Genomic DNA, 22,387 nt, shown 5'->3' with positions numbered 1-22,387 from the left:
CTCCTGCGTTTACGCACAATTGCCAGCCGCTAGGTTTGTGGGCCACAATAGGCCAATTGAGTCATTAATAATGAGATAGGCCCATGCCAACACTGCTCCCCTTTACCCACCAAATATGCAGCGTCTTCACCCATGTTCGTGAAGGCGAAACCAAGCTGGCACAAGCCTTACATTGCTACGATGGCAACACACCATTAAATACCGCATTAGCCGATGCTAAACAACAAGGTGTGCGATTTGTCATCTTAGGGATAGGTGAAGATATTGGCCCGCGGGCCAACCTTGGTCGTGGCGGTGCGGTTGATGCGTTTGAAGCAACCATGAGCCAATGGTGTAATCTGCAATCAAATCAATTTTTCGACGCTAAGCAGTGCATGGTGCTTGGGCAAGTTAATACTCACGATTTACAACTGCCCGCGAGCGCAACCACCCAAACATTAAGAGCCCATGTCGAGCGCCTCGATGAACGGGTGATCCATATCGTCAGCAGCATCATTGCCGCCGGATTAGAGCCTATCGTGATTGGTGGCGGCCATAACAACGCCTACGGGCTTTTAATGGCAAGCAAACAAGTGATGAAGCGCCCTATCGCCGCCGTCAACCTCGACCCGCATGCTGACTTTCGCCCCAGAGAAGGCCGCCACAGCGGTAATGGTTTCAGTTACGCCGCAGCCAGTGGTGCGCTGGGTTACTACCATGTACTGGGCATGCATGAGCTCAAAAATAGCCAACAAACCTTAGACCAACTCAGCGCCTTTGGCGGCAAGTGGCATACCCTGCAAGCCATCTGGGTGCGACAAGAGCTGAGCCTCAAACAGGCCATCGATGAGATAGTCACTCAACTTAACGACAGTGGTTCACCGGTGGCGGTTGAGTTAGATATGGATGCCATCATTAATATGCCCAGCAGCGCCTCAACCGCGGCGGGAATTCCGTTACTGGACGCCCTCTATTACGTTAATCAAATAGGGCTGCGCACCAACGCCTGTTACTTGCATTTGGCCGAAGCCGCCCCCAGTTGTCATAGCGCGGGCAGCGATGCGGGACGCAGAGAAACAGGTCAGAGTATTAGCGAACTGATCTATGCCTACATGCAAGGACGTATAGCTAGACAACCCATAGGGTAATTGGCTCAGGGGAATTTGGCTTATCGCTAATATTATGATGTAATGCGGCGTCCAATTTTTCAAACTCTGCGCCAACGCGCATTTTTATTAAATCGGCACATGGATTATTAACCTCGATCACAGAGTCGCAGATGAATGATTCTGCAATGAGCATCATTCACTTACACTCGCCATAACAGTAGCGAAGCACAGGAATACAATAAATGTCAGAGGGCTCACCCAACAATACCCATTTCGGTTATAAGACGGTAGAAGCAGAGAAAAAAGCGGATTTAGTGGCCGATGTTTTTCACTCAGTTGCAGCCAAATACGACATTATGAATGATGTCATGTCCTTTGGTATTCATCGTCTTTGGAAACGTTTAACCATAGAGAGTGCGGGTGCACGTCCGGGTATGAAAGTGTTGGATCTTGCTGGGGGCACGGGCGATCTTACCGCCAAGTTCTCCCACATTGTGGGTAATAAAGGCCAGGTTATCCTTGCCGATATTAACGAGTCAATGCTCAAGGTCGGCCGTGACAAGCTACGTAATCGTGGCGTTGTGGGTAACGTAAACTACGTGCAAGCCAATGCCGAAGCATTACCGTTTCCTGACAACCATTTTGATATTATTACCATCGCTTTTGGCCTACGTAATGTAACCGATAAAGATGCGGCCATCCGTTCTATGCTGCGGGTATTAAAACCAGGTGGAAAACTGTTAGTTCTTGAGTTTTCTAAACCTAAACATGATGTTATGCGTAAGATATATGATCTGTATAGCTTTAAAATTTTACCTAAGATGGGCGATTTGATCACTAAAGATGCGGGTAGCTATGAGTACTTAGCCGAGTCAATCCGTATGCACCCAGATCAAGAAACCCTAAAGGCCATGATGATCGACGCCGGTTTCGAACAGGTTGAATACACCAACATGACCGACGGTATTGTGGCGCTGCACAAGGGCTATAAGTTTTAATCTTTCCCCTTTTGCTTCAGCCGACTAGGTAACGCATGAAACGTGACATTGTATTGCTGCTTAGCGCGGCAATTGAAACCGCACTACAGCAAACCGTTAAACAGTCCCCGCAAGCGTATGCCAAACAGCATACGCTGCATGGCAAGGTGCTGTGCATACAGTTGACCCAACTGAGCTGGCCCATTTACCTACTATTTGCCAAAGAGATCCAAGTCTTTAGTCAATATGATGGTGAGATCACCACTCAGGTTGAAGTTGACATCACCACCCTGTATCGCCTCACCGAAGGGGCTAATCTCACCGAACTGATTAAACAAGATAAGCTCAAACTCGAAGGCGATCTCAATCTATTGCAGAGCTTTAGCCACTTTATGCAACAAGTGGAGTTTGATTTTGCTGAGCCCCTATCAAAATGGATTGGCGATGCGCCCACCCATATGCTGCAACAAGGCGCCAAACAACTCAAACAAGGGTTAGCGGAGGTATTTAATAAGAGCCGCGACCATGTCGGTCAACTCGTTGTCGAAGAGTATCGCCTCAGTCCACACAAAATCGAATTTATCCATTTTAGTGATAGAATCGATGAACTTAAAGACGATACAGACGCCTTAAGTCAAAGGATCGAACGAATCATAACCAGGACTCACAAGACAAAATGACAGTCAAAAGCATTCGGCGCGCATACCAAGTCATTAACATTGCACTCAATTACGGCCTAGATGAGCTTATCCCATCAAAGCTAAAGCCTTGGTATTTTAGACTGCTGCGCGGCAGCTTTTTCTGGTTACGCAACAAACATAAAGACAAGGTCGGTGGTGAACGCCTTAAATTGGCCATGCAAGAGCTGGGACCGGTTTACATTAAGTTTGGCCAGATGCTGTCAACTCGACGCGATCTGCTTAGCGACGAGTGGGCCGAAGAGCTGGCGATGCTGCAAGATCGCGTGCCGCCGTTTGACTCAGCTATCGCTAAAGCCCAAATAGAGACAGAACTGGGCGTTCCCATTGACACCTACTTTGACGATTTTGACGATGTGCCTTTGGCATCGGCGTCGATTTCTCAGGTACACACCGCCAAATTAAAATCCAGCGGCGCCGAAGTGGTACTCAAGGTACTCAGGCCCAATGTGGAAACGCAAGTGCATGCGGATCTTCAATTAATGAGCCAGTGCGCTCAGTTTTTAGAAGCCCTGTTAGGCCAAGGTAATCGCTTACGGCCGGCCGAAGTAGTAGAGGATTATCGCACCACAATTGAAGGCGAATTAAATCTAAAACTTGAAGCACTTAACGCCATAAAGCTACGCAATAACTTTCTCAATTCTGGTTCACTGTATGTGCCCTTTATGTATGAAGAGTTTTGCTTTACCCGCTTAATCGTGATGGAACGCATCTATGGTATTCCGGTATCAGACAAGGCCGCATTAGAAGCCCAAGGCACCAACCTTAAGTTACTGGCCGAACGCGGCGTTGAGCTGTTTTTTACCCAAGTGTTTCGCGATAACTTTTTCCACGCCGATATGCATCCTGGCAATATATTTATCAGCACAGAGCACCCGGAAGATCCTTTCTATATCGGGCTTGACTGCGGCATCATGGGCACCCTGACCGAGCAAGATAAACGTTATTTAGCCGAGAACTTTCTCGCCTTCTTTAACCGCGATTACACCCGGATTGCCCAACTCTATATCGAATCAGGCTGGGTATCAGCCGACACAGATATCGTCGCCTTTGAGCAAGCGATTAAAGTGGTGTGTGAGCCGATGTTTAATAAGCCACTGGATGAGATCTCCTTTGGCCATGTGCTGCTGGAGCTATTTAGAACCGCCCGTCGCTTCGACATGGTGGTACAGCCACAACTAGTACTGCTTGAAAAAACTTTACTGTATATTGAAGGGCTTGGGCGCCAACTCTATCCGCAATTGGATTTATGGAAAACCGCTAAGCCGTTTCTTGAAGGCTGGATGGCCGAGCAGATTGGTCCCATTGGCATGGCGAAAAAAATCAAGAAAGAGTTCCCCTACTGGGCTGATAAATTACCTGAACTGCCTGAGCTGATTTACGACAACCTAAAAATGGGTAAAAACTTCGTTAACAGCCAAAATTTACTGCTAGAACGCTATTTAAAACAGCAGCAAAAAGTCCATAAAAGTAACTACCTTTTAGTGACATCGGCAATTTTAGTGATCTGCGGCACTATTTTGTTTGCACAAAACGCTACACTATGGGCCTCTTATGGGTCTGTCGGGATCGGTGCCATACTATGGTTATTCGGATGGCGATCTAGACCAAAGAATCGCAAATTTTAGCTAGCACTAAATAACCAAAGGTTCATAATAGAACCCGTCTTACAAAAGCGTTAAATTAAAGAGGAAAGTTACATGGGTGGCATTAGTATTTGGCAACTCCTTATCATTGCTTTAATCGTAGTTTTGCTGTTCGGCACTAAGAAATTACGCTCACTAGGTGGTGACTTAGGTGGCGCAGTGAAAGGCTTCAAGAACGCCATGTCTTCTGAAGAAGAAAAGAAAGCACTCGAAGACAAAGCAACTGCAGAAAAAACCGCTCAGGCTGACGAAAAAAAGACTGAGTCCAAGGACAAAGAACAGGCGTAATTCCTTATGTTCGACGGTATCGGCTTTATGGAGTTACTGTTGATCGGTATTTTGGGGCTAGTGGTTCTTGGCCCTGAAAGACTCCCGGTTGCAGTACGTTCAATTAGTGGCTGGATCCGTGCCATGAAACGCATGGCCAATTCAGTAAAAGATGAGCTTGAGCAAGAGCTTAAAATAGAGCAATTGCATTCAGACTTGAAAAAGGCTGAAAGCCAAGGGCTAAAAAATCTTTCGCCTGAATTACAGGATTCAATCGATCAATTAAAAGAAGCAGCCCAATCTGTTAATCGTCCTTATAAGGTAGAAGAGACACCGAGCAGCACCGACAGTGCTAACAGTGACTCAACCCCGAAGACGACAGGTACAGCCAAAGGCAGCACTTCAACAGATAAATCTGACGGGTAGTCCATGTCGCAACAGCAGCCGTTAATTAGCCACTTGCTTGAGTTACGTAACAAGTTACTTAAAGCCATTGGTAGTGTGCTTTTTGTGTTTATTTGCCTAGTCTACTGGGCAAACGATATTTATCATTATATGGCAACCCCGCTGATGGATGTGCTACCAGACACCAGTAGCATGATCGCAACAGATGTGGCCGCGCCCTTCTTCGCCCCTTTTAAACTAACTTTAGTGTTGGCATTCTTTATCGCCATTCCCTATGTGCTATTTCAGATCTGGTCATTTATTGCCCCAGGCTTGTACAAGCACGAAAAACGGCTAATGGTGCCGCTGCTCACCAGCAGTACATTATTGTTTTATTTAGGCATAGCATTTACCTATTACGTTGTATTCCCAGTGGTATTTGGTTTCTTTACCAGCGTTGCCCCTGAGGGTGTACAAGTCGCTACCGATATCAGTAGCTATCTGAGTTTTGTACTTAAGCTATTTTTTGCCTTTGGTTTAGCATTTGAAATTCCTATTGCGGTGATCTTACTCTGTTGGGCTGGGGTGACCACACCAGAAGAGCTCAAAACCAAACGTCCCTACATTGTGGTGGGTGCCTTTATCATAGGTATGTTACTGACACCACCCGACATTATTTCGCAAACCATGTTAGCGATTCCGATGTTAATATTGTTTGAAGGGGGATTGCTTGCGGCCCGTTTCTACAGTAAAAAGGACACTGAAGAAGACGATGAGCAAACACAAACGGATTAATCTAGCCATAGCCCTTAGTTAATGGCTTACACGAACAGCTATCCAATTCGGGTAGCTGTTCGTTTTTGAGAGACTCGTTTACTTAACACCAATAATAAAAAGGAGTTTTTCATGACCTCTTGCTTTACTAAAGGTTTACGCTGGATAACGCTTTCAAGCCTACTGCTTTCTCTTCACGCCGTTGCTGGTATCGAACAACAGCTCGCTCAATGCGCTGTCAAAACCGATAAACTTGAGCGACTCATGTGTTATGACGCTCTTGCTGCAACAGCGATGAATCGCAATGCGCAACAAGTCACCACGGATCTAAGCGCAGCCACTCCCCCTATCGTAGCGGCAGCCCCTCTGGTTGCTTCGTCTACCACGGAATCGGCACAAGCTAAAGAGTCAGCCCAAGAAAACTTTGGTAAAATCGTCAAACAAGAGCAGATAGATGCCATGTGGCTTACGGTCACACAGGTCGATAAAGACCCCTATGGCGCCTTGAGACTGAGCTTCGAAAATGGCCAACAATGGAAGCAGATCGACAGCCGGCGCTTTCGAATATCTAGCGGCGATAAAGTACAAATTGAACGCGCGGCACTGGGATCCTTTTTGCTTGGCAAAGAGGGCAGCAATACCACTATTAGGGTTAAACGTATTAACTAATGCCAAGTCATATAGATATCGCTGTTAACTTAGTTGGCAGTGCATTACAAAATGATATCGATAACGTGATACACGCTGCGGCCGCCCAAGGGGTGTCGCCGCTCATTGTCATTGGTAGTAGTCTAGATGAAAGCCAGCAAGCCATTGATTGCGCGCAGCGCTACCCTGAGGCGCTATTTGCTACGGCTGGGGTGCATCCACACCATGCTAGCGAGTGGGACGCTAACAGCTCTGCTCGCTTAGGCCAGCTTGCGCAACATCCGGCCGTCGTGGCCATCGGTGAGTGTGGTTTAGACTATAATCGCGATTTCTCGCCGCGCCCAATGCAACGCAGCGCCTTTGCCCAGCAATTGGCGATGGCAGTTGATCTCAATATGCCAGTATTAATGCATGAACGCGATGCCCACCAAGATTTTGTCACCATCCTTAAAGAGTATCGTCCTCAGCTCAAAGGCGCCTTATTGCACTGCTTTACGGGTGATAGGCATAGCCTAGAACGCTATATTGAACTCGACCTGCATCTTGGTATCACGGGTTGGGTTTGTGATGAACGACGCGGCGCAGAGTTGGCCTCCTTGGTTGGCGATATTCCAGCAGATCGTATCATGGTCGAAACCGACAGCCCTTACCTGCTGCCACGCAGTATGCGCCCCAAACCTAAGTCGAGTAAAAATAAGCCGCAGTATCTGCCCTATATTAGTCAATATATTGCTCAACTTAGAGGCCAAACCGCCAATGAGTTCGCGGCCCAAGCCTACGCTAATAGTTGTGCATTTTTTGCTTTACAGGCGAACTATGAAGCATTTTAGTTCGTTGTTCATCATCTTCATTTTATCCAGCCTCTCAAGTAGCAGCTTCGCCCACCAACTGCTGCCCGTCGAGAATGACGATGTCATCGACCTATCGCCATGCATCTATTACATGCAAGAGGACAATCACACTAAAATCGATGACATCAAAGAGCTAAACTCAACATCCTGGGGGAGAATAGCTCCACTTTTAAATCAGGCACTCACCAACAAACCTTTTTGGATTAAGTTCAGTTTATACAATGCCACAGGTGAAAAAATCCAGCGTTACTTAACCCTAGGTAATCCGCATTTAGATAAGATTCGTCTGTATCATCAGCCTCACGGCGAGCAGATGCTCCTACTAGAAATGGGTGATGCTTACCCCTTTTCTTTACGCCCTATGGTGCATAACCAGTTTATTTATCCGTTTGATTTGCTCCCCAACCAAGTGCATACCTTTTACCTACGCATCGAGACTCAAGGCAGCGCGAGTATCCCGCTCGCTCTTAAATCCCCCAACGGCATGATCAGAACCACCGAAAGCCAGTCCTTGTATCAGGGGTTACAGCTTGGCGCCTTGCTTGCCATTGGCCTGCTTAGCCTATTTATTGCCGTTATATCACGCTCGCCCAGTTACAGCCTCTATGCGGGTTATGTATTGACAGCGACACTTCTGGTTGCAACGCTGCATGGTCTGCCTGCACGTTATATGTGGCCCGACTGGCCAACGATACAAGAGGAGCTCATCCCGCTACTAATCCCTATCGGCCTGACCTTTATTTTGCTTTTTTCAGAAAGAGTGCTGCAACTGAAAAACAATAATTTATTAATGCTAAAGCTATGTCGCTACAGTGCCACTGGCGCAGTGCTACTGACGTTACTGGTGCCCTTTATCAGTTACCCGTTCGCCTTAACACTGGATATTATCGCTGTGCTTACCATAAGCCTGTTACTAATGGTGATAGCCGTTAAGCTCAGTCTGCAAGGCCATAAATTGGCCAAGCTCTACACCTTTGCGTGGTCAGGCACCTTAATCGGATCATTCGTTACTGCCATGATGTATTTAGGCTTGGTGAATCTGCCTGTCTTGCCGCAAACGCCAATGATGATAGGGCTTAACTTTGAAATCCTCTTTATGACCGCGGTCCTAGCGCTGCGCTACAATGATGAGCGAAAGACTAAGCTCAAAATACAACAACAAGCATTACAACAATCCAAGCGCATTCGCCAAGCTAGGGAAGAAGCCATTCAAATGGAGGCTAATAGCCATGAAAAACTCGAGCAGATGGTACAAGAGCGCACCTTAGAGCTGGAAATTGCCCTACGCGAGCTTAATGAAGCTAATCAAAAGTTGACCGAGCAAAACACCGTCGACAGCCTCACTGGGGTGAAGAATCGCGCCGCATTTGAAAAGCGTTTACAAGCTGAGGGGCGCCTGAGTCGTCGCCAGCAAACGCCGCTCACCATCTTAATGATCGATATCGACCGCTTTAAAGCCATTAACGACACTTATGGCCACCTTGCTGGCGACCAAGCGCTGAAGCAAATAGCCCAAGCGTTAAAGCAAAAATTAAGGCGTCCAAGTGATCTGGTATCACGTTTTGGCGGTGAAGAGTTTGCTATGATACTGCCCAACACCTCTATTGAAGGCGCCGAAAAAGTTGCTGAATCAATAAGAGAAACCGTATTTCAACTGCCACTGAGTTGGGGGGCCAATGCAATTCCGCTGACCATTAGTATTGGTGTTTACGCCGAGGTGATTGTCGATGACCAACAGATCAACACCTTGGTTGAACGAGCCGATAAGGCGCTCTATCATGCTAAAAATAGCGGCCGTAATCGCGTCTGTGTCTATACGGTAGATATCGAACAGTAGAAAATACTTAGCTTTATCGGTGACGACTTGGCACAATCGCCAACTCAAATCCTACAATTCATTTAAGTCTGTAACCCTAAATTAGGAGTCGAATGTGAACATCATTACCAGTGCTTTTCCTCAGCGCAGAATGCGCCGCATGCGTAAACATGATTTTAGTCGCCGTTTAATGGCCGAAAACCAACTTTCGGTTAACGACTTAATCTACCCAATGTTCGTACTCGAGGGCAATAACCGCACCGAAAAAGTAGAATCCATGCCAGGTGTTGAGCGCTACTCCATTGATTTGCTACTTAAAGAAGCTGAAGAACTGGTTAAGCTAGGCATTCCACTTGTGGCGCTGTTCCCTGTGACACCCGCTGAGAAAAAAACCTTAATGGCGGAAGAAGCCTATAACGCCGATGCGCTAGCCCAACGTGCCGTACGTGCACTAAAAGAAGCGTTTCCACAATTGGGTGTGATGACCGACGTTGCTCTCGACCCATTTACCACCCACGGACAAGACGGCATCATAGATGATGAAGGTTATATTCTTAACGATATCACCACCGAGATCTTAGTTAAGCAGGCACTTTCACATGCCGAAGCTGGTGCCGATATCGTTGCACCATCGGATATGATGGATGGCCGCATTGGCGCTATCCGCAAGGCACTTGAAGAAGCCGGTCACGTTAATACCCAAATCATGGCCTACTCGGCTAAATACTCATCAAATTACTATGGCCCATTCCGTGACGCCGTCGGCTCGGCAGGCAACCTAAAGGGTGGCAACAAACACAGCTACCAGATGGATCCCGCTAACAGTGATGAAGCGCTTCATGAGGTCGCCCTCGATATTCAAGAAGGTGCCGATATGGTGATGGTTAAACCTGGCATGCCATACCTTGATATCGTCACTCGCGTTAAGCGTGAGCTCGCAGTGCCGACCTTCGCTTACCAAGTGAGTGGTGAATATGCCATGCATATGGCAGCCATTGAAAATGGTTGGTTAGCCGAAAAAGCCATCGTAATGGAATCACTACTTTGCTTTAAACGCGCAGGCGCCGATGGCATTTTAACTTATTTCGCTAAACGTGCCGCTCAGTGGCTAAAAGAAGGCGATAACAGCTGATAAGCTCAGTGTCGATAATGTAAAAAGCCAGTTGCTTATGCCAACTGGCTTTTTTGTGCCTGCTCGAATTCAGATTATTTTAGTGGATTGATCTATGGCGGGAAATATCGGCTGCAGTGTTAATTGCTCGCCACAGCCAGCCGAGCCTCATCATGTAACTGCTCGACTTTCAAGATGCAGGGTGCCCTGAGAGTGTAATCTTGCTGACGGTACTTGTATGGGGTATCAAACCAATGAATATAGAGACGCACATTACTGTGGGTGTTGAGGCGATTATGGCTATATAAGCCACGATAGCAACGAGTGCTAGGTAGATGGCCTGAGTGATACAGTTTGATGGTACGTTTATCGAGATGAATTTCGCGGTAATCTATTTCATGTTTCGCCAAATATGGAAAATGATACTCGCCGTAATTTAGCTCTCCATTGACCACTTCAATTTGCTGCCCTTGCAGCAAAAGCTGTTGTAACGCCATCGCATCTGAGCGGCTAAAATAGCATAGTGTGATCAAGCCACTGCTAAGAGATAGCACCACAACCCAAGACCCCACTCCGCGGCGTTTAAATAAAGAGATCCCCAACCAAAACAGCACTAGCCCTACAGCCGAAAGGAGCAACGCTAGCTCATAGGTTTGCCACTGCCCCACCTCAAATGCAACGTCGGTGTTAAGCATGAAAATCTCCTGCATAACCTCATCGTCACTATCACATCCAACAACAATTTATACTCATGTGTAGCTGATGATTTCAACAAATATCTCTTCACCTAAGCTTAGACCACCCCGTTGCGACTGCCGCTGCACATGCTATTTTTTTTCTGCGAACCACTCTTAAAATGAATCATTACACGCATAACTACTTCTTATACCAATCAAATACCGCCCCATAAAAAAAAGCCATTACAGGTATCCCTATAATGACTCATTCAGTTATGTCGGCGGTCGTCAGCACCATGTATTTAAATCAAATAATCGACACCCAATGCCATAAACAGGCTTAACCCAGCCCAATTGTTATTTAAAAAGGCTTTAAAACAGGGGGCGCGCTCGCGACCATAAATTAACTTTTGCTGGTACAGACTAAAGCCAACAAAGGTGATGATGCCTAAGCCAAAAACCAAACCACGCTGGGCACTTAAGCCCGCCATAATAAAACAACCAAGGGCGGCTAATTGAAATAAACCAATCATCTGACGATCGAAACGGCCAAATAAAATCGCCGTCGATTTAATACCGACTTTCAAATCATCATCACGATCGACCATGGCATACATGGTGTCGTAGGCAACGGTCCAACACCAATTGGCCGCAAATAACCACCAGGCTTCTGCTGGCACCTCGCCGGTTTGCGCCGCATAGGCCATGGGAATTGACCAACTCCACACAATACCAAGGAACATCTGCGGCATGTTGGTAAAGCGCTTGGTAAAGGGGTAGATGATGGTCAAAATAATCCCTACCACCGACAGTTGCACCACTAATGGATTAAGCATCAGCACTAGCCCAAACGCCAACAAGCCTGATGCCACAAATAGCCACAGCGCTTCTTTTACCGACACCTCACCACTGACTAAAGGTCGTGATTTAGTGCGCTCGACATAAGAGTCGACATGACGATCAGCATAATCATTGATGATGCAGCCACACGCACGCATCACTACCACGCCAATAATAAAAATAATCAGTACTTTAGTATCTGGCATACCACCAGCCGCCAGTACAAGGGCCATTAAACAAGGCCATAGCAGCAACAAGGTACCGATGGGCCGATCCATGCGTGCAAGACGCAAATAGGCGTTAATTTTATCCCGTAAGTTCATCTGATGAGGCTCCCTTAAACACCGCTTGGCCTGTGATCTGAGGTCAATATGGCTGACATTATGACTGACATACGACCACTTTCAAGCCATTTGTACCACCCATGGCTATACCTTTTCTAAGCGAGCAAAGGCAATTTTAAGCCGTTTACGGCCGACATCGTCAAAGTTCACTTCAATAACCGCTTGCTCGCCGTTGCCCTCAAGATCAATAACCTTGCCTTCACCAAACTTAAAATGCACCACCCGTTGACCAATACTAAAACCAGATTCATGGCCAGCAACGGCTCTTACAGGGCGGTTGCGACTCTCGCTAATGGCATTATTAATCCGGTTACTAAACCGATTAGTCGGCGCAGTTACCTGTGCCTTTAAGCGAATTTCTTGCACATATTCACTGGGGATCTCTTTGATAAACCGTGATGGTCTGGCAAAGTTTTCTCGGCCATAGATGCGCCGCGATTCGGCATAGGTAATATAGAGCTGCTTCATGGCGCGGGTCATGCCCACATAACAGAGGCGGCGCTCTTCATCGAGCCTGTCACCCTCATCCATCGCCATTTGGCTAGGGAAAATCCCCTCTTCAACGCCCGCCATAAACACCAGTGGAAACTCAAGCCCTTTGGCCGAATGCAGCGTCATTAATTGCACCGCATCGGTAAAGGCATCGGCTTGGCCTTCGCCCGCTTCGAGCGCCGCATGGGACAAGAAGGCGTTGAGTTCGCCCATATCTTCCAGATCTTCTGGCATCACAAAGGTGCGCGCCGCAGTTACCAACTCATCCAAGTTTTCCACTCGAGCACGGGCCTTCTCACCCTTTTCGGCTTCATACATGGCTTTGAGGCCAGACGCTTGGATCACATGATCAGTCATACGGTGCAAAGATTGCGACTCGGTATCTTGTTGCAAGTTAACGATAAGATCCATAAAGCCACGCACCGCATTCGCCGCTCGGCCACTGAGCAACTTTTCGTCGAGCACCGACAAGCAGGTCTGCCATAGGGTTAACTCTTGCTGGCGCGCCGTTGAGCGTAAAATATCCAGAGTGCGCCCGCCAATGCCACGAGTGGGCGTGTTAATGACACGTTCAAAAGCGGCATCATCATTTTTGTTACTGATGAGGCGCAGATACCCCATGGCATCTTTAATCTCTTGGCGTTCGAAGAAGCGCAAACCGCCATAAATACGGTAAGCCATGCCTTTATGCAGCAAGGCTTCCTCAAGCACCCGTGATTGGGCGTTAGAGCGATAAAGGATCGCGCAATCGCTTAAATTGCCGCCCATATCTTGCCAGTCCATGATACGGCCCACAATAAAACGCGCCTCATCCATTTCGTTAAAGGCGCAGTAAAGCCCAATTTGCTCACCGGCTTTATCTTCGGTCCACAGCTTTTTACCGAGTCTATCGGGGTTGTTGGCGATCAGCTCGTTCGAGGCGTTCAAAATATTGGCGCTGGAGCGGTAGTTCTGCTCTAGGCGTATGGTTTTCGCGTCGGGAAAATCGTCTAAGAACTTATGCAGATTTTCGACCTGCGCGCCGCGCCAGCCATAAATGGACTGATCATCATCACCAACAATCATCACATTGGCGCTGTTACCCGCCAGCACGCGGATCCACGCATATTGGATAGCGTTGGTATCTTGGAATTCGTCCACAAGAATATTTTTAAAACGCGCTTGATAGTGCTCTAAAATATGCGGTTTATTGAGCCACAGCTCATGAGCTCGCAGCAAGATCTCGGCAAAATCCACCAGCCCAGCGCGGTCGCAAGACTCTTGGTATACCTGATAGATCTTCAGCAGATTTTGCTCGATAGGAAAACCTGTGGTATCGATATGCTTAGGGCGTAAACCTTGATCTTTTTTACCATTGATATAGCCCTGGGCTTGACGCGGAGGGTACTGTTTTTCATCAAGGTTAAGGCTTTTCAAAATACGTTTAATCAAGCGCAACTGATCGTCAGAATCAAGAATTTGGAAGCTTTGAGGCAAGTTAGCGTCTTGATAATGGGTGCGCAGCAAACGATGCGCTAGGCCGTGGAAGGTGCCTATCCACATGCGGCCCATATTACTGCCACTCACCTTCTCTACCCGCTCACGCATCTCGGCGGCGGCTTTGTTGGTAAAGGTGACCGCAAGAATAGAATAGGGGCTCTGCTGCTCATGATGCATCAACCAAGCGATGCGGTGGGTCAATACGCGTGTTTTACCACTGCCCGCGCCCGCTAACACCAACATGCTAGATTGTGGTGCGCTAACGGCTTCGCGCTGCTTATCGTTTAAGCCGTCAAGTAAAGAAGATACGTCCATTCTTGCCTCCAAAAAATCAAGCAGGCAGTATAACAGGAGCCAGCGCCTAGGTCATACGCTGCGTGGCTTTTAACGCACCCTAGTGTGGACATAAAAAAACCGGCGCAATGGCACCGGTTTTGCCGTTCAATGGGCTACTTAATCTTTACTCTCTTCCAGCCCCATGCTGTCCATCCAATGCTCAAAGTCCATCATATTGCCCGGCAGCACTATCTTGCTAGCATTCTGGCTTAAACCATCAAACTGCTGCAGATACTGAGCACCAAGCTGCATACGCACCACGTTTTTCCCCCCGGGCGCTGAGATCACCTGGGCGATACGCTCAATCGACTCGGCAGTTGCCTTGGCGATGGCTAAGATCTCTTCTGCTTTACCCTCGGCTTCATTTATGCGGCGCTGCATTTCACCTTCTGAATGGTTAATGGTTTCCGCTTTAATCCCCTCAGAGCGATTAATTTTACTCTGTTTATCACCTTCACTTTTTGCCAACAGGGCACGGCGCTCACGCTCGGCGTTGACCTGCATCTCCATGGCATTCTTCACGGTTTCTGGCGGGGTAATATTTTTGATCTCATAGCGGTGCACCCGAATTCCCCATGTAGCGCCCGCTTGATCTAACACCTCGACCACTTTAGCGCTAATCACATCACGCTCTTCAAAAGTGCGGTCTAAATCTAAGGTACCTATCACTGAACGCGTGGTGGTTTGCGCAAGCTGAATGGCGGCGTAGCGATAATCTGTCACCCCATAACTGGCCTTTACCGGATCGATTACCGAGATATAGATAACCCCATCGACTTCCACATTGACTTCATCGCTAGAGAAACACTCTTGCGGCGGTACATCTATGGTCTCCTCCTTAAGATCATGGACATACGCCACCTTATCGACAAAGGGCACTAAGGCATGAAAGCCGGCATCCAGCGTCGAGTGATACTTACCTAAGCGTTCAACCACACATGCCGACTTTGTCGGCACCAAGCGAATAGATTGAAATAACTTGATCACGAAAATCGCAAAAATTAATCCCCAAATCCCCATGACAATTAAGTCTGTATCGATACCTGCAATCATGAGCGTTCTCCTTTTGCTTGCCCAACTGCTTGGGTCACTTGCTCCATCCCTTCGAAGAAACCTTCCAGTTTCGCCAGCTCGGCGGGCACCACTGAGATATCGGCTTTATTAAGTATTTTGCCAACCTGCACAATAAATTGCTCTTTAAGCTGCATATTCATCGCTTCGTTGCCTCCCTCTAACGCAAGGGCTTGAGACACCTGGGTCATGGCCTCGGCTTTGGCTCTGGCAATAATGGCGATCTCTTGCGCCGTGCCTTGGGCTTCATTGATGCGTTTCTGTTTTTGACCTTCAGAAATATTAATCGCTTCTTGACGCTCACCTTGAGACAGATTAATCATCGCGGCTTTTTCGGCATTGGCTAAGGTTATCTCGGCGCGCTTACGGCGCTCGGCTTCCATCTGTTTTTCGAGGGTGTGGATCACTTTAAAGGAGGGGGTGATATTTTTAATTTCATAACGCAGCACCTTGATCCCCCAAGGATCGGACGCCTTATCTATCTCTCGCACGATTGATTCATTGAGGCTGTCACGCTCAGAAAAAGTCTGACTTAAACTTAACTTACCGATCTCTGAACGCATGGTGGTCTGGGCTAAGTTAACTGCGGCGCGGCGATAATCTTCGATGCCATAACTGGCCAGTTTCCCGTCCATCACCTTGAGATACACCAGCCCATCGACTTCTAGCTGGGTATTATCTTTTGAAATACAGCTTTGCGGTGGTACATCGAGCACTTGTTCGCGGGTGTCATGCTTGTATGCGACTCGATCGAAGAAAGGAATTAGAAAATGAAAGCCGGGTTGCAACACCACCCTAAATTTGCCCAAACGTTCAATCACATTGACTTCACGCATCGGCACGATCAACAGTAATTTGTATAAAATAAAAAAAACAAATAACACCACTAAGGTAAATACAAACATAGATTCCATCCTTTTACATAGCGTATCGCTATTATTCTGATATTGGTTCAACTACCAAGGCGATATTATCACGACATATCACTCTCACTTTTGCGCCGACAGGGATCTCGCTACCATCGCCTAGCGCTGGCCATTCACTCCCCTGAAATACAACTCTCCCGCGGTTCTGTGCCGGGCCAATCACCGTTTTAACTACCGCGGTTTGATTATATAAATCCATCTCCTCATCGGTATTATCAATATGTGAATCACCGCCGACCAACTTTTGTGTGACGTGGCGAAAGCCTAACAGCAACACCATGGAGGCAATAAACCACAAGGTCAGCGCTTGCACTAGCCCTTCTACCCAGCCAATGGCTAACGCTCCGGCCACCACTACACAGGCTGCCCCCAGTAAAATAACAATGCCACCGGGCAATACAATCTCAGCTAACATCAGCACTATGCCAATCATTAGCCATACCATTATCGGATTTGACAACACCATATTTCCCCCTGAAATAAGCGCATTAAATATTGACTATAACAGCTCTTATCACCGCGCGCGACATATTATGTCACGCATCCGGTCTGTAAATCGTGGCCTTAACCACAGAGTCCATAATTATTAGCCTTGCGCATTGTTTAGTGTTTTGGCCGCATCGATAAATCATTTATACTTGCCGCCGCTGTGGGGTTGTGACCATTTAACCTAACCACCACAACTCAAATAATATAACGACTGTTTTAAATTACGTCCGAATAAAAACTCAAAATAAGGTGAAGATTGATGAAAAAGAATTGGCTTGCCCTTGCTCTCTTAGTAGCACAACCCGCTATGGCTGATGAGCTAGTACAGTGGTGGGATCTGAGTGTAACGGCATTGCACGGTAATGACTATGATCTTGCTGCATCGGACAAACAAACAACCGTGACTGTCGAAACCGCAGGCGCTTGGATCTATGGTGATTGGTTTGCATTCCAAGATATCACCTACTTTCACGGCTCAAACCTGTCTGAAGACGACACCACGTATGGTGAAATTTCAACACGTTTAAGTGCAAGTAAGATCAGCGGTCAAGCAATTGGCTTTGGTCCAATAACCGATCTATCTTGGGCATTTATGCTTGAAGAAGGTAAAGGCCCAGTTACCAGTTTCTTGTATGGTATCGGTATGGACCTTAATGTGCCTTACTTTAGTTATTTCAACATTAACACCTACCGTCGTGACGCGATCAGCAGCGGTAACCTAAGCGATGGTTGGCAAGTGACTCCCACCTTTAGAATGGATTTCCCAGTAGGTAACAGCAACATCGTATTCGACGGTTATATCGATTGGGTCTTTTCTGCCGATAACCAAGGTTATGAAGAGAACTTCCACTTTAACCCACAGGTTAAATACGACCTTGGCGCCGCGATCTTCGGCGAACACAAGAAAAACCAACTATTTGTCGGTGTTGAGTATGACTACTGGCAAAATAAATATGGCGTTAAAGGCGTAGATCAAAATACCTATTCAGTGATCGCCAAATATCACTTCTAAGCCTAAGATGAGGTAAGCCTTGTGCGGTTAACCTACCGCTAACGAGCTGACCAAACAGTACATAGCAAAAAGGCGCTACTCAGCGCCTTTTATATACCTGTGAAACCATGAATCGCTAGTAAAAATGCATGCCAGCTATCACGCCACAGCTAATATCAGACGTTATGCCAACAACTTCTTCGCTGTAGCAACCACAATCGACACTGCACTGGTTTCAGTCCTCTTCATAGTGATTTCATCAGGGATCTCTTGCTGAGTGCGGTTAACAATAACACCCGCAATACAGCCTGCTCGCCACCCTTGGCTGGCGCACATGGTAAATAATGTCGCCGACTCCATCTCATAGTTGAGTACGCCCATCGCTTGCCACTCTTTCATTGAGCCCGCAAAACGACTGGTAACGCGGCCACTGACAGTGTCATAACGCTCTTGACCTGGATAGAAAGTATCGGAAGAAGCCGTTATACCTATGTGTGGCTCGATGCCCGCTTCACGCGTAGCTGCAACCAACGCAGTAGTGCATTCGAAATCGGCTACCGCAGGAAACTCCATGGGGGCAAAGTGTAAGCTCGCGCCGTCAAGACGAACCGAAGCTTGGGTAACAATCACATCACCAACATTAACATGGGACTGGATAGCACCAGTAGTACCTACACGTAGGAAGGTATCAACGCCGAGTTGCGCCAACTCTTCTACCGCAATAGAGGTTGATGGGCCACCAATACCCGTTGAACAAATAACGACTGGCTTACCATCGATATAAGCGAGATAACTGGTATATTCACGGTGGCTAGCAAGAAATGTAGGTTGGTCCATTAGCTCAGCAATTCGCTTAACACGCTCAGGATCGCCCGGGACGATGGCAAGTGTTGCACCTTGCAACATCTCTTTGGTCAGGCCTAAATGAAATACATCTGACATTATGAAAACCTCTTTCAGTTTTGATTATAAAATTCTGCTAAATCGGACTTTAACCTAGTATGCAAGCCAGTAAGGTTAACTTGATCACACTTTGCTTGCCAGCAGTAGATGTTTTGCTGTAAGCGATTTACCAAACAACTTACCTTGGAGCAACAGCAAATATAGCAGTTGGCAGCCACCTTTCCAGCATTCTTGCAGATTTAACCACCAGTGATTGAATGGGTTGAAAAACGACAAATACAACAACTAAGCTATTAATTTAAAATAAAAAATGTACCAATAAAAAACAGTACCGATAAATATCAGTCAAGGATGATAGTGCCGCTTGCGGTAATAAGATGGGGGGTCTGTGGCTAACGGTAGGAGGCAGTGGCTTGCACATCTTGCACATCTTGCACATAACAAGGCAAAGTGATTGATTCAGCATACACTACCAAGGACGCTAAAGAACCGTGACGGTTTACTGATTAGGCCAATCAATGCCTTAGTTGCTAATGGTTTGGCGAGCATTAACACGTAAGGCTCGCCACTGTTTCTGTATCGCTAACATTGAGGGATTATCAATCGCAACACCTATAAATAATAGTCTTTTAGCGGGGGGAAACCGTTAAAACACACCGCCGAATAGGTGGTAGTATAGGCGCCAGCGCTGAGCCAATAGAGACGATCGCCAATGGCTAAATCACTGGACAAGCCATAATGGTAATGCTCATACATGATATCGGCACTGTCACAGGTTGGCCCTGCAATCACACACTTATCCAGTTCGCCCTGACGCTCACAATAGATAGGAAATTTTATCGCCTCATCCATGGTTTCAATCAAGCCAGAAAATTTGCCAACATCGGTAAAGACCCAACGCTCTAATGCGGTATGCGACTTCTTACTGATCAACACCACCTCCGACACTAATACCCCTGCATTAGACAACAGAGAGCGGCCGGGCTCTAAGATGATTTCAGGCAAGTTATTGCCAAAATCTTCCTGCAGAAAGTGGGTTATCTGCTCGGCATAAGTTTCCAACGGATTGGTCTTATCGATATAGTTAGCCGGGAAGCCACCACCAAGATTAATCATCTTGAGGATAATACCGTGCTCCTCACTGAGGCGATCGAAGATGCTTTTGACTTTACCAATCGCCGAATCCCATGCGCCAATGTCACGTTGCTGCGACCCCACATGAAACGAGATCCCGTAGGGGTCAAGCCCCAATGCCTTAGCCAGCACGAGCAGATCATAGGCCATCTCATTTTGACAACCAAATTTACGTGATAAAGGCCAGTCGGCGGTATGAGTGCCCTCAGTTAAAATTCGCACATAAACGCGCGCCCCCGGCGCCTCTTCGGCTAACATCCGTAGATCGGCTTCTGAGTCTGAGGCAAACATACGTACACCACGAGCAAAAAACGCCCGCACATCGGCGCGCTTCTTGATGGTATTGCCATAGCTGACTCTATCGCAGCCCACACCAAGCTCAGTGACCATATCGAGCTCGTAAATTGAGGCAATATCAAAATTGGCTCCTTGGTCACGCAGCAGGGTTAACACTTGCGGCGCGGGATTGGCCTTAACGGCATAGTAAATACTGGCGTAGGGAAAGTTATCCACCATCGCCTGATATTGCTTGGCAACAATCTGAGTATCAATGACCACAAATGGTGTGGGCTTATCTTGGGCAAACGATTTAATACGCTCAAATGTCTCAGAGTCATAATAATCATTAACATCAATAGATTGAAATTGGCTCATGGCGCCAGTATCTCCATAGCAGCATAAAATAGTGTGAGTTAATCTGATTAAAAATCATCCGCAGTAAACGCTATTTTACCCGTAATAGCAATGAGTTTTAATGCCAAAAAGATAACTTTTTATGCAGCAAGAGATGGTAATAAATGAGGAGATAAAACTCAGGCTAATAACGCCATGGGCAAACGAGCAGCAGCGCCAAACAGGCCATGATGGCGATATGAGCGGCGCAGCGTTAGTCTTATCCAACGCTGCGCGCAACATCAAGATAACCGAGGCAAAATGTGATGAACTATTTTATCGCAGCCACTAGCGCTTCAGGCGTATCCACCTGAGTCATGGCAACAATCTTGAGCTGTTGCAGATGCATAACCGTGGCAGTGTCTTTATTACCCAGCCATTGCTGCGTGACTTGCCCCTCTCGGTCTAAGGCGATTTGAAAAGGCAGCTCCTGCATTTGTGGTATGGCGACAAACTTGGCGATAAGTGATGGCATGCCACTAATATCGGCGACATAAACTAAGCCTTCTGGTTGCTCCGCCTGTGGTAGCGACTCTAGCGCCGCCTTAATGATGTCACCCCCCTTCATGCCTCGGCTAAACAGCACGATGCGAGTGCTTTGATCTACCACCAAGGTTTGCTCGTGCTGATCTTGTAGCTCCACCGCCTTAAGGTTGTCTCCCACCACAAGAGTCACCGCTTGGGCACTCATCGATGCCAGCAAGGTTAACGCTAATAGCAACGCTTTCATATCACTCCTTAATTAAACTATTTATCAATTTGTCCTCGTTGAACTATAACTTAACCCAATCCCCAACTTAGAAAATGATGCCCATAGCTTGAGCTCAATCACGCATTAAGCCGATTGAGTGATTTAAGCAGATAGTGATTATCAAACTCTTGAAAATTAAGTAACCTTAACGACAATTCGTTGCCTCAGTGTCAGGAACAACTTTATGAATGAGAATGGTTTAGAGCAGGAGCTTGCTCAGCTGCAAAATGTCTACAACATGTTGACCGAATTTTTGGTGAAATACAGTTTTCAGCTCGTTGGCGCACTGCTGGTCTTTCTGCTTGGACTGTGGGTGGCTAACAAGGTGTCTAACTTAGTTGCTAAGCAATTTGAAAAACATCATATCGATATCACCCTCAGCAACTTTGTCTCTAACTTAGTGCGGATCATCATAGTAGTGATGGTGGGGATCATTGCGCTGGGCAAGCTAGGGATCAGTATCACCCCCATGGTCGCGGCCATCGGCGCGGCATCCTTAGGCGCAGGGCTAGCCTTGCAAGGCATGCTCGCCAACTACGCGGCTGGCGTCACGATTATTGTGACTCGCCCTTTTGTGGTCGGCAATACGATTGAAATTAAAGGGGTCAGTGGTGTCGTCAAGAGTATCCATCTTGGCTTAACCCTGCTGACCAATGAAGAGGGTGAGGTGATCAGTATTCCCAACAAACATATTGTCGGCGAAATACTGCATAACTCGTTTGAAAACAAATTGGTTAATAACCACTTTAATATTAACTACAACAGTGACGTAGACCAAGTCATTGCCATCATACGTCAGGTGTTAGAGCGCAGCGAACATGTTAGCCAGCAGGCTGTACCACAAATTGGCATCAATGGTTTTAATAGCATAGGGCTAGAGATCGGTGTGCGTTATTGGGTTCCAACTGCCCATTACCACCAAAAGAAATACCAAGTAAATCTGGCTTTAATTCATGCTCTGCAGCAGGCGGGTATTGAAATACCCTGCCCGATACGCGAGATCCATATAGAAAAGTAACCCA

23 protein-coding genes are annotated in these 22,387 nt (G+C 47.1%); 14 read left to right on the top strand and 9 right to left on the bottom strand.

Going from position 1 to position 22,387, the window contains the following annotated elements; translation table 11 throughout:
• Window positions 1-83 precede the first annotated feature (83 nt).
• The 11 genes from AC5YB1_RS03885 to hemB all read left to right on the top strand — a co-directional run bounded on the left by AC5YB1_RS03885 (window position 84) and on the right by hemB (window position 10,281).
• Window positions 84-1,127 carry a formimidoylglutamase gene (locus AC5YB1_RS03885; protein ID WP_494520792.1) on the top strand — a complete coding sequence of 348 codons (1,044 nt, stop codon included), beginning with the start codon at window positions 84-86 and terminating at the stop codon, window positions 1,125-1,127.
• A gap of 203 nt (window positions 1,128-1,330) precedes the next feature.
• Window positions 1,331-2,086 (top strand): bifunctional demethylmenaquinone methyltransferase/2-methoxy-6-polyprenyl-1,4-benzoquinol methylase UbiE, encoded by a 756-nt coding sequence (ubiE, locus tag AC5YB1_RS03880; protein ID WP_475514990.1) that lies wholly within the window; start codon window positions 1,331-1,333, stop codon window positions 2,084-2,086.
• Between the two features lie 35 nt (window positions 2,087-2,121).
• Entirely contained in the window at window positions 2,122-2,745 is a 624-nt protein-coding gene (locus AC5YB1_RS03875) for a ubiquinone biosynthesis accessory factor UbiJ (protein WP_494520791.1), read from the top strand.
• Entirely contained in the window at window positions 2,742-4,391 is a 1,650-nt protein-coding gene (gene ubiB, locus AC5YB1_RS03870; RefSeq protein ID WP_494520790.1) for a ubiquinone biosynthesis regulatory protein kinase UbiB, read from the top strand. The genes AC5YB1_RS03875 and ubiB overlap by 4 nt, the downstream gene beginning before the upstream one ends.
• Window positions 4,392-4,463: 72 nt before the next feature.
• Complete coding sequence (tatA, locus tag AC5YB1_RS03865) at window positions 4,464-4,697, top strand: Sec-independent protein translocase subunit TatA (RefSeq protein ID WP_494520789.1); 234 nt, start codon at window positions 4,464-4,466, stop codon at window positions 4,695-4,697.
• A gap of 6 nt (window positions 4,698-4,703) precedes the next feature.
• Entirely contained in the window at window positions 4,704-5,102 is a 399-nt protein-coding gene (gene tatB / locus AC5YB1_RS03860) for a Sec-independent protein translocase protein TatB (RefSeq protein WP_494520788.1), read from the top strand.
• A gap of 3 nt (window positions 5,103-5,105) precedes the next feature.
• Complete coding sequence (tatC, locus tag AC5YB1_RS03855) at window positions 5,106-5,855, top strand: twin-arginine translocase subunit TatC (RefSeq protein ID WP_494520787.1); 750 nt, start codon at window positions 5,106-5,108, stop codon at window positions 5,853-5,855.
• Between the two features lie 111 nt (window positions 5,856-5,966).
• The gene (locus tag AC5YB1_RS03850; RefSeq protein WP_494520786.1) at window positions 5,967-6,503 is read left to right on the top strand and encodes a hypothetical protein; all 537 of its coding nucleotides are present in this window, start codon (window positions 5,967-5,969) and stop codon (window positions 6,501-6,503) included.
• A complete protein-coding gene (locus AC5YB1_RS03845; protein ID WP_494520785.1) occupies window positions 6,503-7,312 on the top strand; it encodes a TatD family hydrolase in 810 nt (269 codons plus the stop codon). Before AC5YB1_RS03850 ends, AC5YB1_RS03845 begins: the two co-directional genes overlap by 1 nt.
• Window positions 7,299-9,170 carry a sensor domain-containing diguanylate cyclase gene (locus AC5YB1_RS03840; protein WP_494520784.1) on the top strand — a complete coding sequence of 624 codons (1,872 nt, stop codon included), beginning with the start codon at window positions 7,299-7,301 and terminating at the stop codon, window positions 9,168-9,170. The genes AC5YB1_RS03845 and AC5YB1_RS03840 overlap by 14 nt, the downstream gene beginning before the upstream one ends.
• Window positions 9,171-9,264: 94 nt before the next feature.
• Window positions 9,265-10,281 (top strand): porphobilinogen synthase, encoded by a 1,017-nt coding sequence (gene hemB, locus AC5YB1_RS03835; RefSeq protein ID WP_494520783.1) that lies wholly within the window; start codon window positions 9,265-9,267, stop codon window positions 10,279-10,281.
• A gap of 119 nt (window positions 10,282-10,400) precedes the next feature.
• Here hemB and AC5YB1_RS03830 read toward each other — a convergent pair whose 3' ends face one another.
• From AC5YB1_RS03830 to AC5YB1_RS03805, 6 genes are all read right to left on the bottom strand, one after another.
• Window positions 10,401-10,955, bottom strand: a complete 555-nt coding sequence (locus tag AC5YB1_RS03830) for a hypothetical protein (RefSeq protein WP_494520782.1) — start codon at window positions 10,953-10,955, stop codon at window positions 10,401-10,403.
• 284 nt (window positions 10,956-11,239) lie between these two features.
• Window positions 11,240-12,100 carry a 4-hydroxybenzoate octaprenyltransferase gene (ubiA, locus tag AC5YB1_RS03825; protein WP_494520781.1) on the bottom strand — a complete coding sequence of 287 codons (861 nt, stop codon included), beginning with the start codon at window positions 12,098-12,100 and terminating at the stop codon, window positions 11,240-11,242.
• A 105-nt stretch (window positions 12,101-12,205) separates the two neighbouring features.
• On the bottom strand, window positions 12,206-14,407 hold the full coding sequence (gene uvrD, locus AC5YB1_RS03820; protein ID WP_494520780.1) for a DNA helicase II: 2,202 nt from the start codon (window positions 14,405-14,407) through the stop codon (window positions 12,206-12,208).
• 138 nt (window positions 14,408-14,545) lie between these two features.
• Window positions 14,546-15,481 (bottom strand): SPFH domain-containing protein, encoded by a 936-nt coding sequence (locus AC5YB1_RS03815; RefSeq protein ID WP_110457041.1) that lies wholly within the window; start codon window positions 15,479-15,481, stop codon window positions 14,546-14,548.
• Window positions 15,478-16,404 carry an SPFH domain-containing protein gene (locus tag AC5YB1_RS03810; RefSeq protein ID WP_110457040.1) on the bottom strand — a complete coding sequence of 309 codons (927 nt, stop codon included), beginning with the start codon at window positions 16,402-16,404 and terminating at the stop codon, window positions 15,478-15,480. Before AC5YB1_RS03810 ends, AC5YB1_RS03815 begins: the two co-directional genes overlap by 4 nt.
• 31 nt (window positions 16,405-16,435) lie before the next feature.
• The gene (locus AC5YB1_RS03805; protein WP_494520779.1) at window positions 16,436-16,891 is read right to left on the bottom strand and encodes an NfeD family protein; all 456 of its coding nucleotides are present in this window, start codon (window positions 16,889-16,891) and stop codon (window positions 16,436-16,438) included.
• Window positions 16,892-17,173: 282 nt separating this feature from the next.
• Here AC5YB1_RS03805 and AC5YB1_RS03800 point away from each other — a divergent pair, with 282 nt between their 5' ends.
• A complete protein-coding gene (locus tag AC5YB1_RS03800; protein ID WP_475515005.1) occupies window positions 17,174-17,926 on the top strand; it encodes an outer membrane protein OmpK in 753 nt (250 codons plus the stop codon).
• A gap of 162 nt (window positions 17,927-18,088) precedes the next feature.
• Here the strand turns inward: AC5YB1_RS03800 and udp are convergent, their stop codons facing one another.
• Window positions 18,089-18,847 carry a uridine phosphorylase gene (gene udp / locus AC5YB1_RS03795; protein ID WP_475515006.1) on the bottom strand — a complete coding sequence of 253 codons (759 nt, stop codon included), beginning with the start codon at window positions 18,845-18,847 and terminating at the stop codon, window positions 18,089-18,091.
• A 573-nt stretch (window positions 18,848-19,420) separates the two neighbouring features.
• A complete protein-coding gene (locus AC5YB1_RS03790; RefSeq protein ID WP_494520778.1) occupies window positions 19,421-20,596 on the bottom strand; it encodes a type III PLP-dependent enzyme in 1,176 nt (391 codons plus the stop codon).
• A gap of 121 nt (window positions 20,597-20,717) precedes the next feature.
• Here AC5YB1_RS03790 and AC5YB1_RS03785 point away from each other — a divergent pair, with 121 nt between their 5' ends.
• A complete protein-coding gene (locus AC5YB1_RS03785) occupies window positions 20,718-20,906 on the top strand; it encodes a hypothetical protein (protein WP_494520777.1) in 189 nt (62 codons plus the stop codon).
• On the opposite strand, the gene AC5YB1_RS03780 is transcribed toward AC5YB1_RS03785, so the two are convergent.
• The gene (locus AC5YB1_RS03780; RefSeq protein WP_494520776.1) at window positions 20,886-21,344 is read right to left on the bottom strand and encodes a hypothetical protein; all 459 of its coding nucleotides are present in this window, start codon (window positions 21,342-21,344) and stop codon (window positions 20,886-20,888) included. The genes AC5YB1_RS03785 and AC5YB1_RS03780 overlap by 21 nt on opposite strands.
• A gap of 205 nt (window positions 21,345-21,549) precedes the next feature.
• Here AC5YB1_RS03780 and AC5YB1_RS03775 point away from each other — a divergent pair, with 205 nt between their 5' ends.
• Window positions 21,550-22,383: a mechanosensitive ion channel family protein gene (locus AC5YB1_RS03775; protein ID WP_494520775.1), complete on the top strand. Its 834-nt coding sequence runs from the start codon at window positions 21,550-21,552 to the stop codon at window positions 22,381-22,383.
• Window positions 22,384-22,387: the final 4 nt, after the last annotated feature.

The organism is Shewanella sp. 433 (genome assembly GCF_059338565.1).
The sequence above is the reverse complement of the archived record's forward strand: the minus strand, read 5'-3'. Positions and strand labels throughout refer to the sequence as shown.

Excerpts from the sequence above, each read along its gene's own strand:
- AC5YB1_RS03885 (WP_494520792.1), top strand. The coding sequence starts at position 84 with ATGCCAACACTGCTCCCCTTTACCCACCAAATATGCAGCGTCTTCACC.
- ubiE (WP_475514990.1), top strand. The coding sequence starts at position 1,331 with ATGTCAGAGGGCTCACCCAACAATACCCATTTCGGTTATAAGACGGTA.
- AC5YB1_RS03875 (WP_494520791.1), top strand. The coding sequence starts at position 2,122 with ATGAAACGTGACATTGTATTGCTGCTTAGCGCGGCAATTGAAACCGCA.
- ubiB (WP_494520790.1), top strand. The coding sequence starts at position 2,742 with ATGACAGTCAAAAGCATTCGGCGCGCATACCAAGTCATTAACATTGCA.
- tatA (WP_494520789.1), top strand. The coding sequence starts at position 4,464 with ATGGGTGGCATTAGTATTTGGCAACTCCTTATCATTGCTTTAATCGTA.
- tatB (WP_494520788.1), top strand. The coding sequence starts at position 4,704 with ATGTTCGACGGTATCGGCTTTATGGAGTTACTGTTGATCGGTATTTTG.
- tatC (WP_494520787.1), top strand. The coding sequence starts at position 5,106 with ATGTCGCAACAGCAGCCGTTAATTAGCCACTTGCTTGAGTTACGTAAC.
- AC5YB1_RS03850 (WP_494520786.1), top strand. The coding sequence starts at position 5,967 with ATGACCTCTTGCTTTACTAAAGGTTTACGCTGGATAACGCTTTCAAGC.
- AC5YB1_RS03845 (WP_494520785.1), top strand. The coding sequence starts at position 6,503 with ATGCCAAGTCATATAGATATCGCTGTTAACTTAGTTGGCAGTGCATTA.
- AC5YB1_RS03840 (WP_494520784.1), top strand. The coding sequence starts at position 7,299 with ATGAAGCATTTTAGTTCGTTGTTCATCATCTTCATTTTATCCAGCCTC.
- AC5YB1_RS03830 (WP_494520782.1), bottom strand. The coding sequence starts at position 10,955 with ATGCTTAACACCGACGTTGCATTTGAGGTGGGGCAGTGGCAAACCTAT.
- ubiA (WP_494520781.1), bottom strand. The coding sequence starts at position 12,100 with ATGAACTTACGGGATAAAATTAACGCCTATTTGCGTCTTGCACGCATG.
- uvrD (WP_494520780.1), bottom strand. The coding sequence starts at position 14,407 with ATGGACGTATCTTCTTTACTTGACGGCTTAAACGATAAGCAGCGCGAA.
- AC5YB1_RS03815 (WP_110457041.1), bottom strand. The coding sequence starts at position 15,481 with ATGATTGCAGGTATCGATACAGACTTAATTGTCATGGGGATTTGGGGA.
- AC5YB1_RS03810 (WP_110457040.1), bottom strand. The coding sequence starts at position 16,404 with ATGTTTGTATTTACCTTAGTGGTGTTATTTGTTTTTTTTATTTTATAC.
- AC5YB1_RS03805 (WP_494520779.1), bottom strand. The coding sequence starts at position 16,891 with ATGGTGTTGTCAAATCCGATAATGGTATGGCTAATGATTGGCATAGTG.
- AC5YB1_RS03800 (WP_475515005.1), top strand. The coding sequence starts at position 17,174 with ATGAAAAAGAATTGGCTTGCCCTTGCTCTCTTAGTAGCACAACCCGCT.
- udp (WP_475515006.1), bottom strand. The coding sequence starts at position 18,847 with ATGTCAGATGTATTTCATTTAGGCCTGACCAAAGAGATGTTGCAAGGT.
- AC5YB1_RS03790 (WP_494520778.1), bottom strand. The coding sequence starts at position 20,596 with ATGAGCCAATTTCAATCTATTGATGTTAATGATTATTATGACTCTGAG.
- AC5YB1_RS03785 (WP_494520777.1), top strand. The coding sequence starts at position 20,718 with ATGCAGCAAGAGATGGTAATAAATGAGGAGATAAAACTCAGGCTAATA.
- AC5YB1_RS03780 (WP_494520776.1), bottom strand. The coding sequence starts at position 21,344 with ATGAAAGCGTTGCTATTAGCGTTAACCTTGCTGGCATCGATGAGTGCC.
- AC5YB1_RS03775 (WP_494520775.1), top strand. The coding sequence starts at position 21,550 with ATGAATGAGAATGGTTTAGAGCAGGAGCTTGCTCAGCTGCAAAATGTC.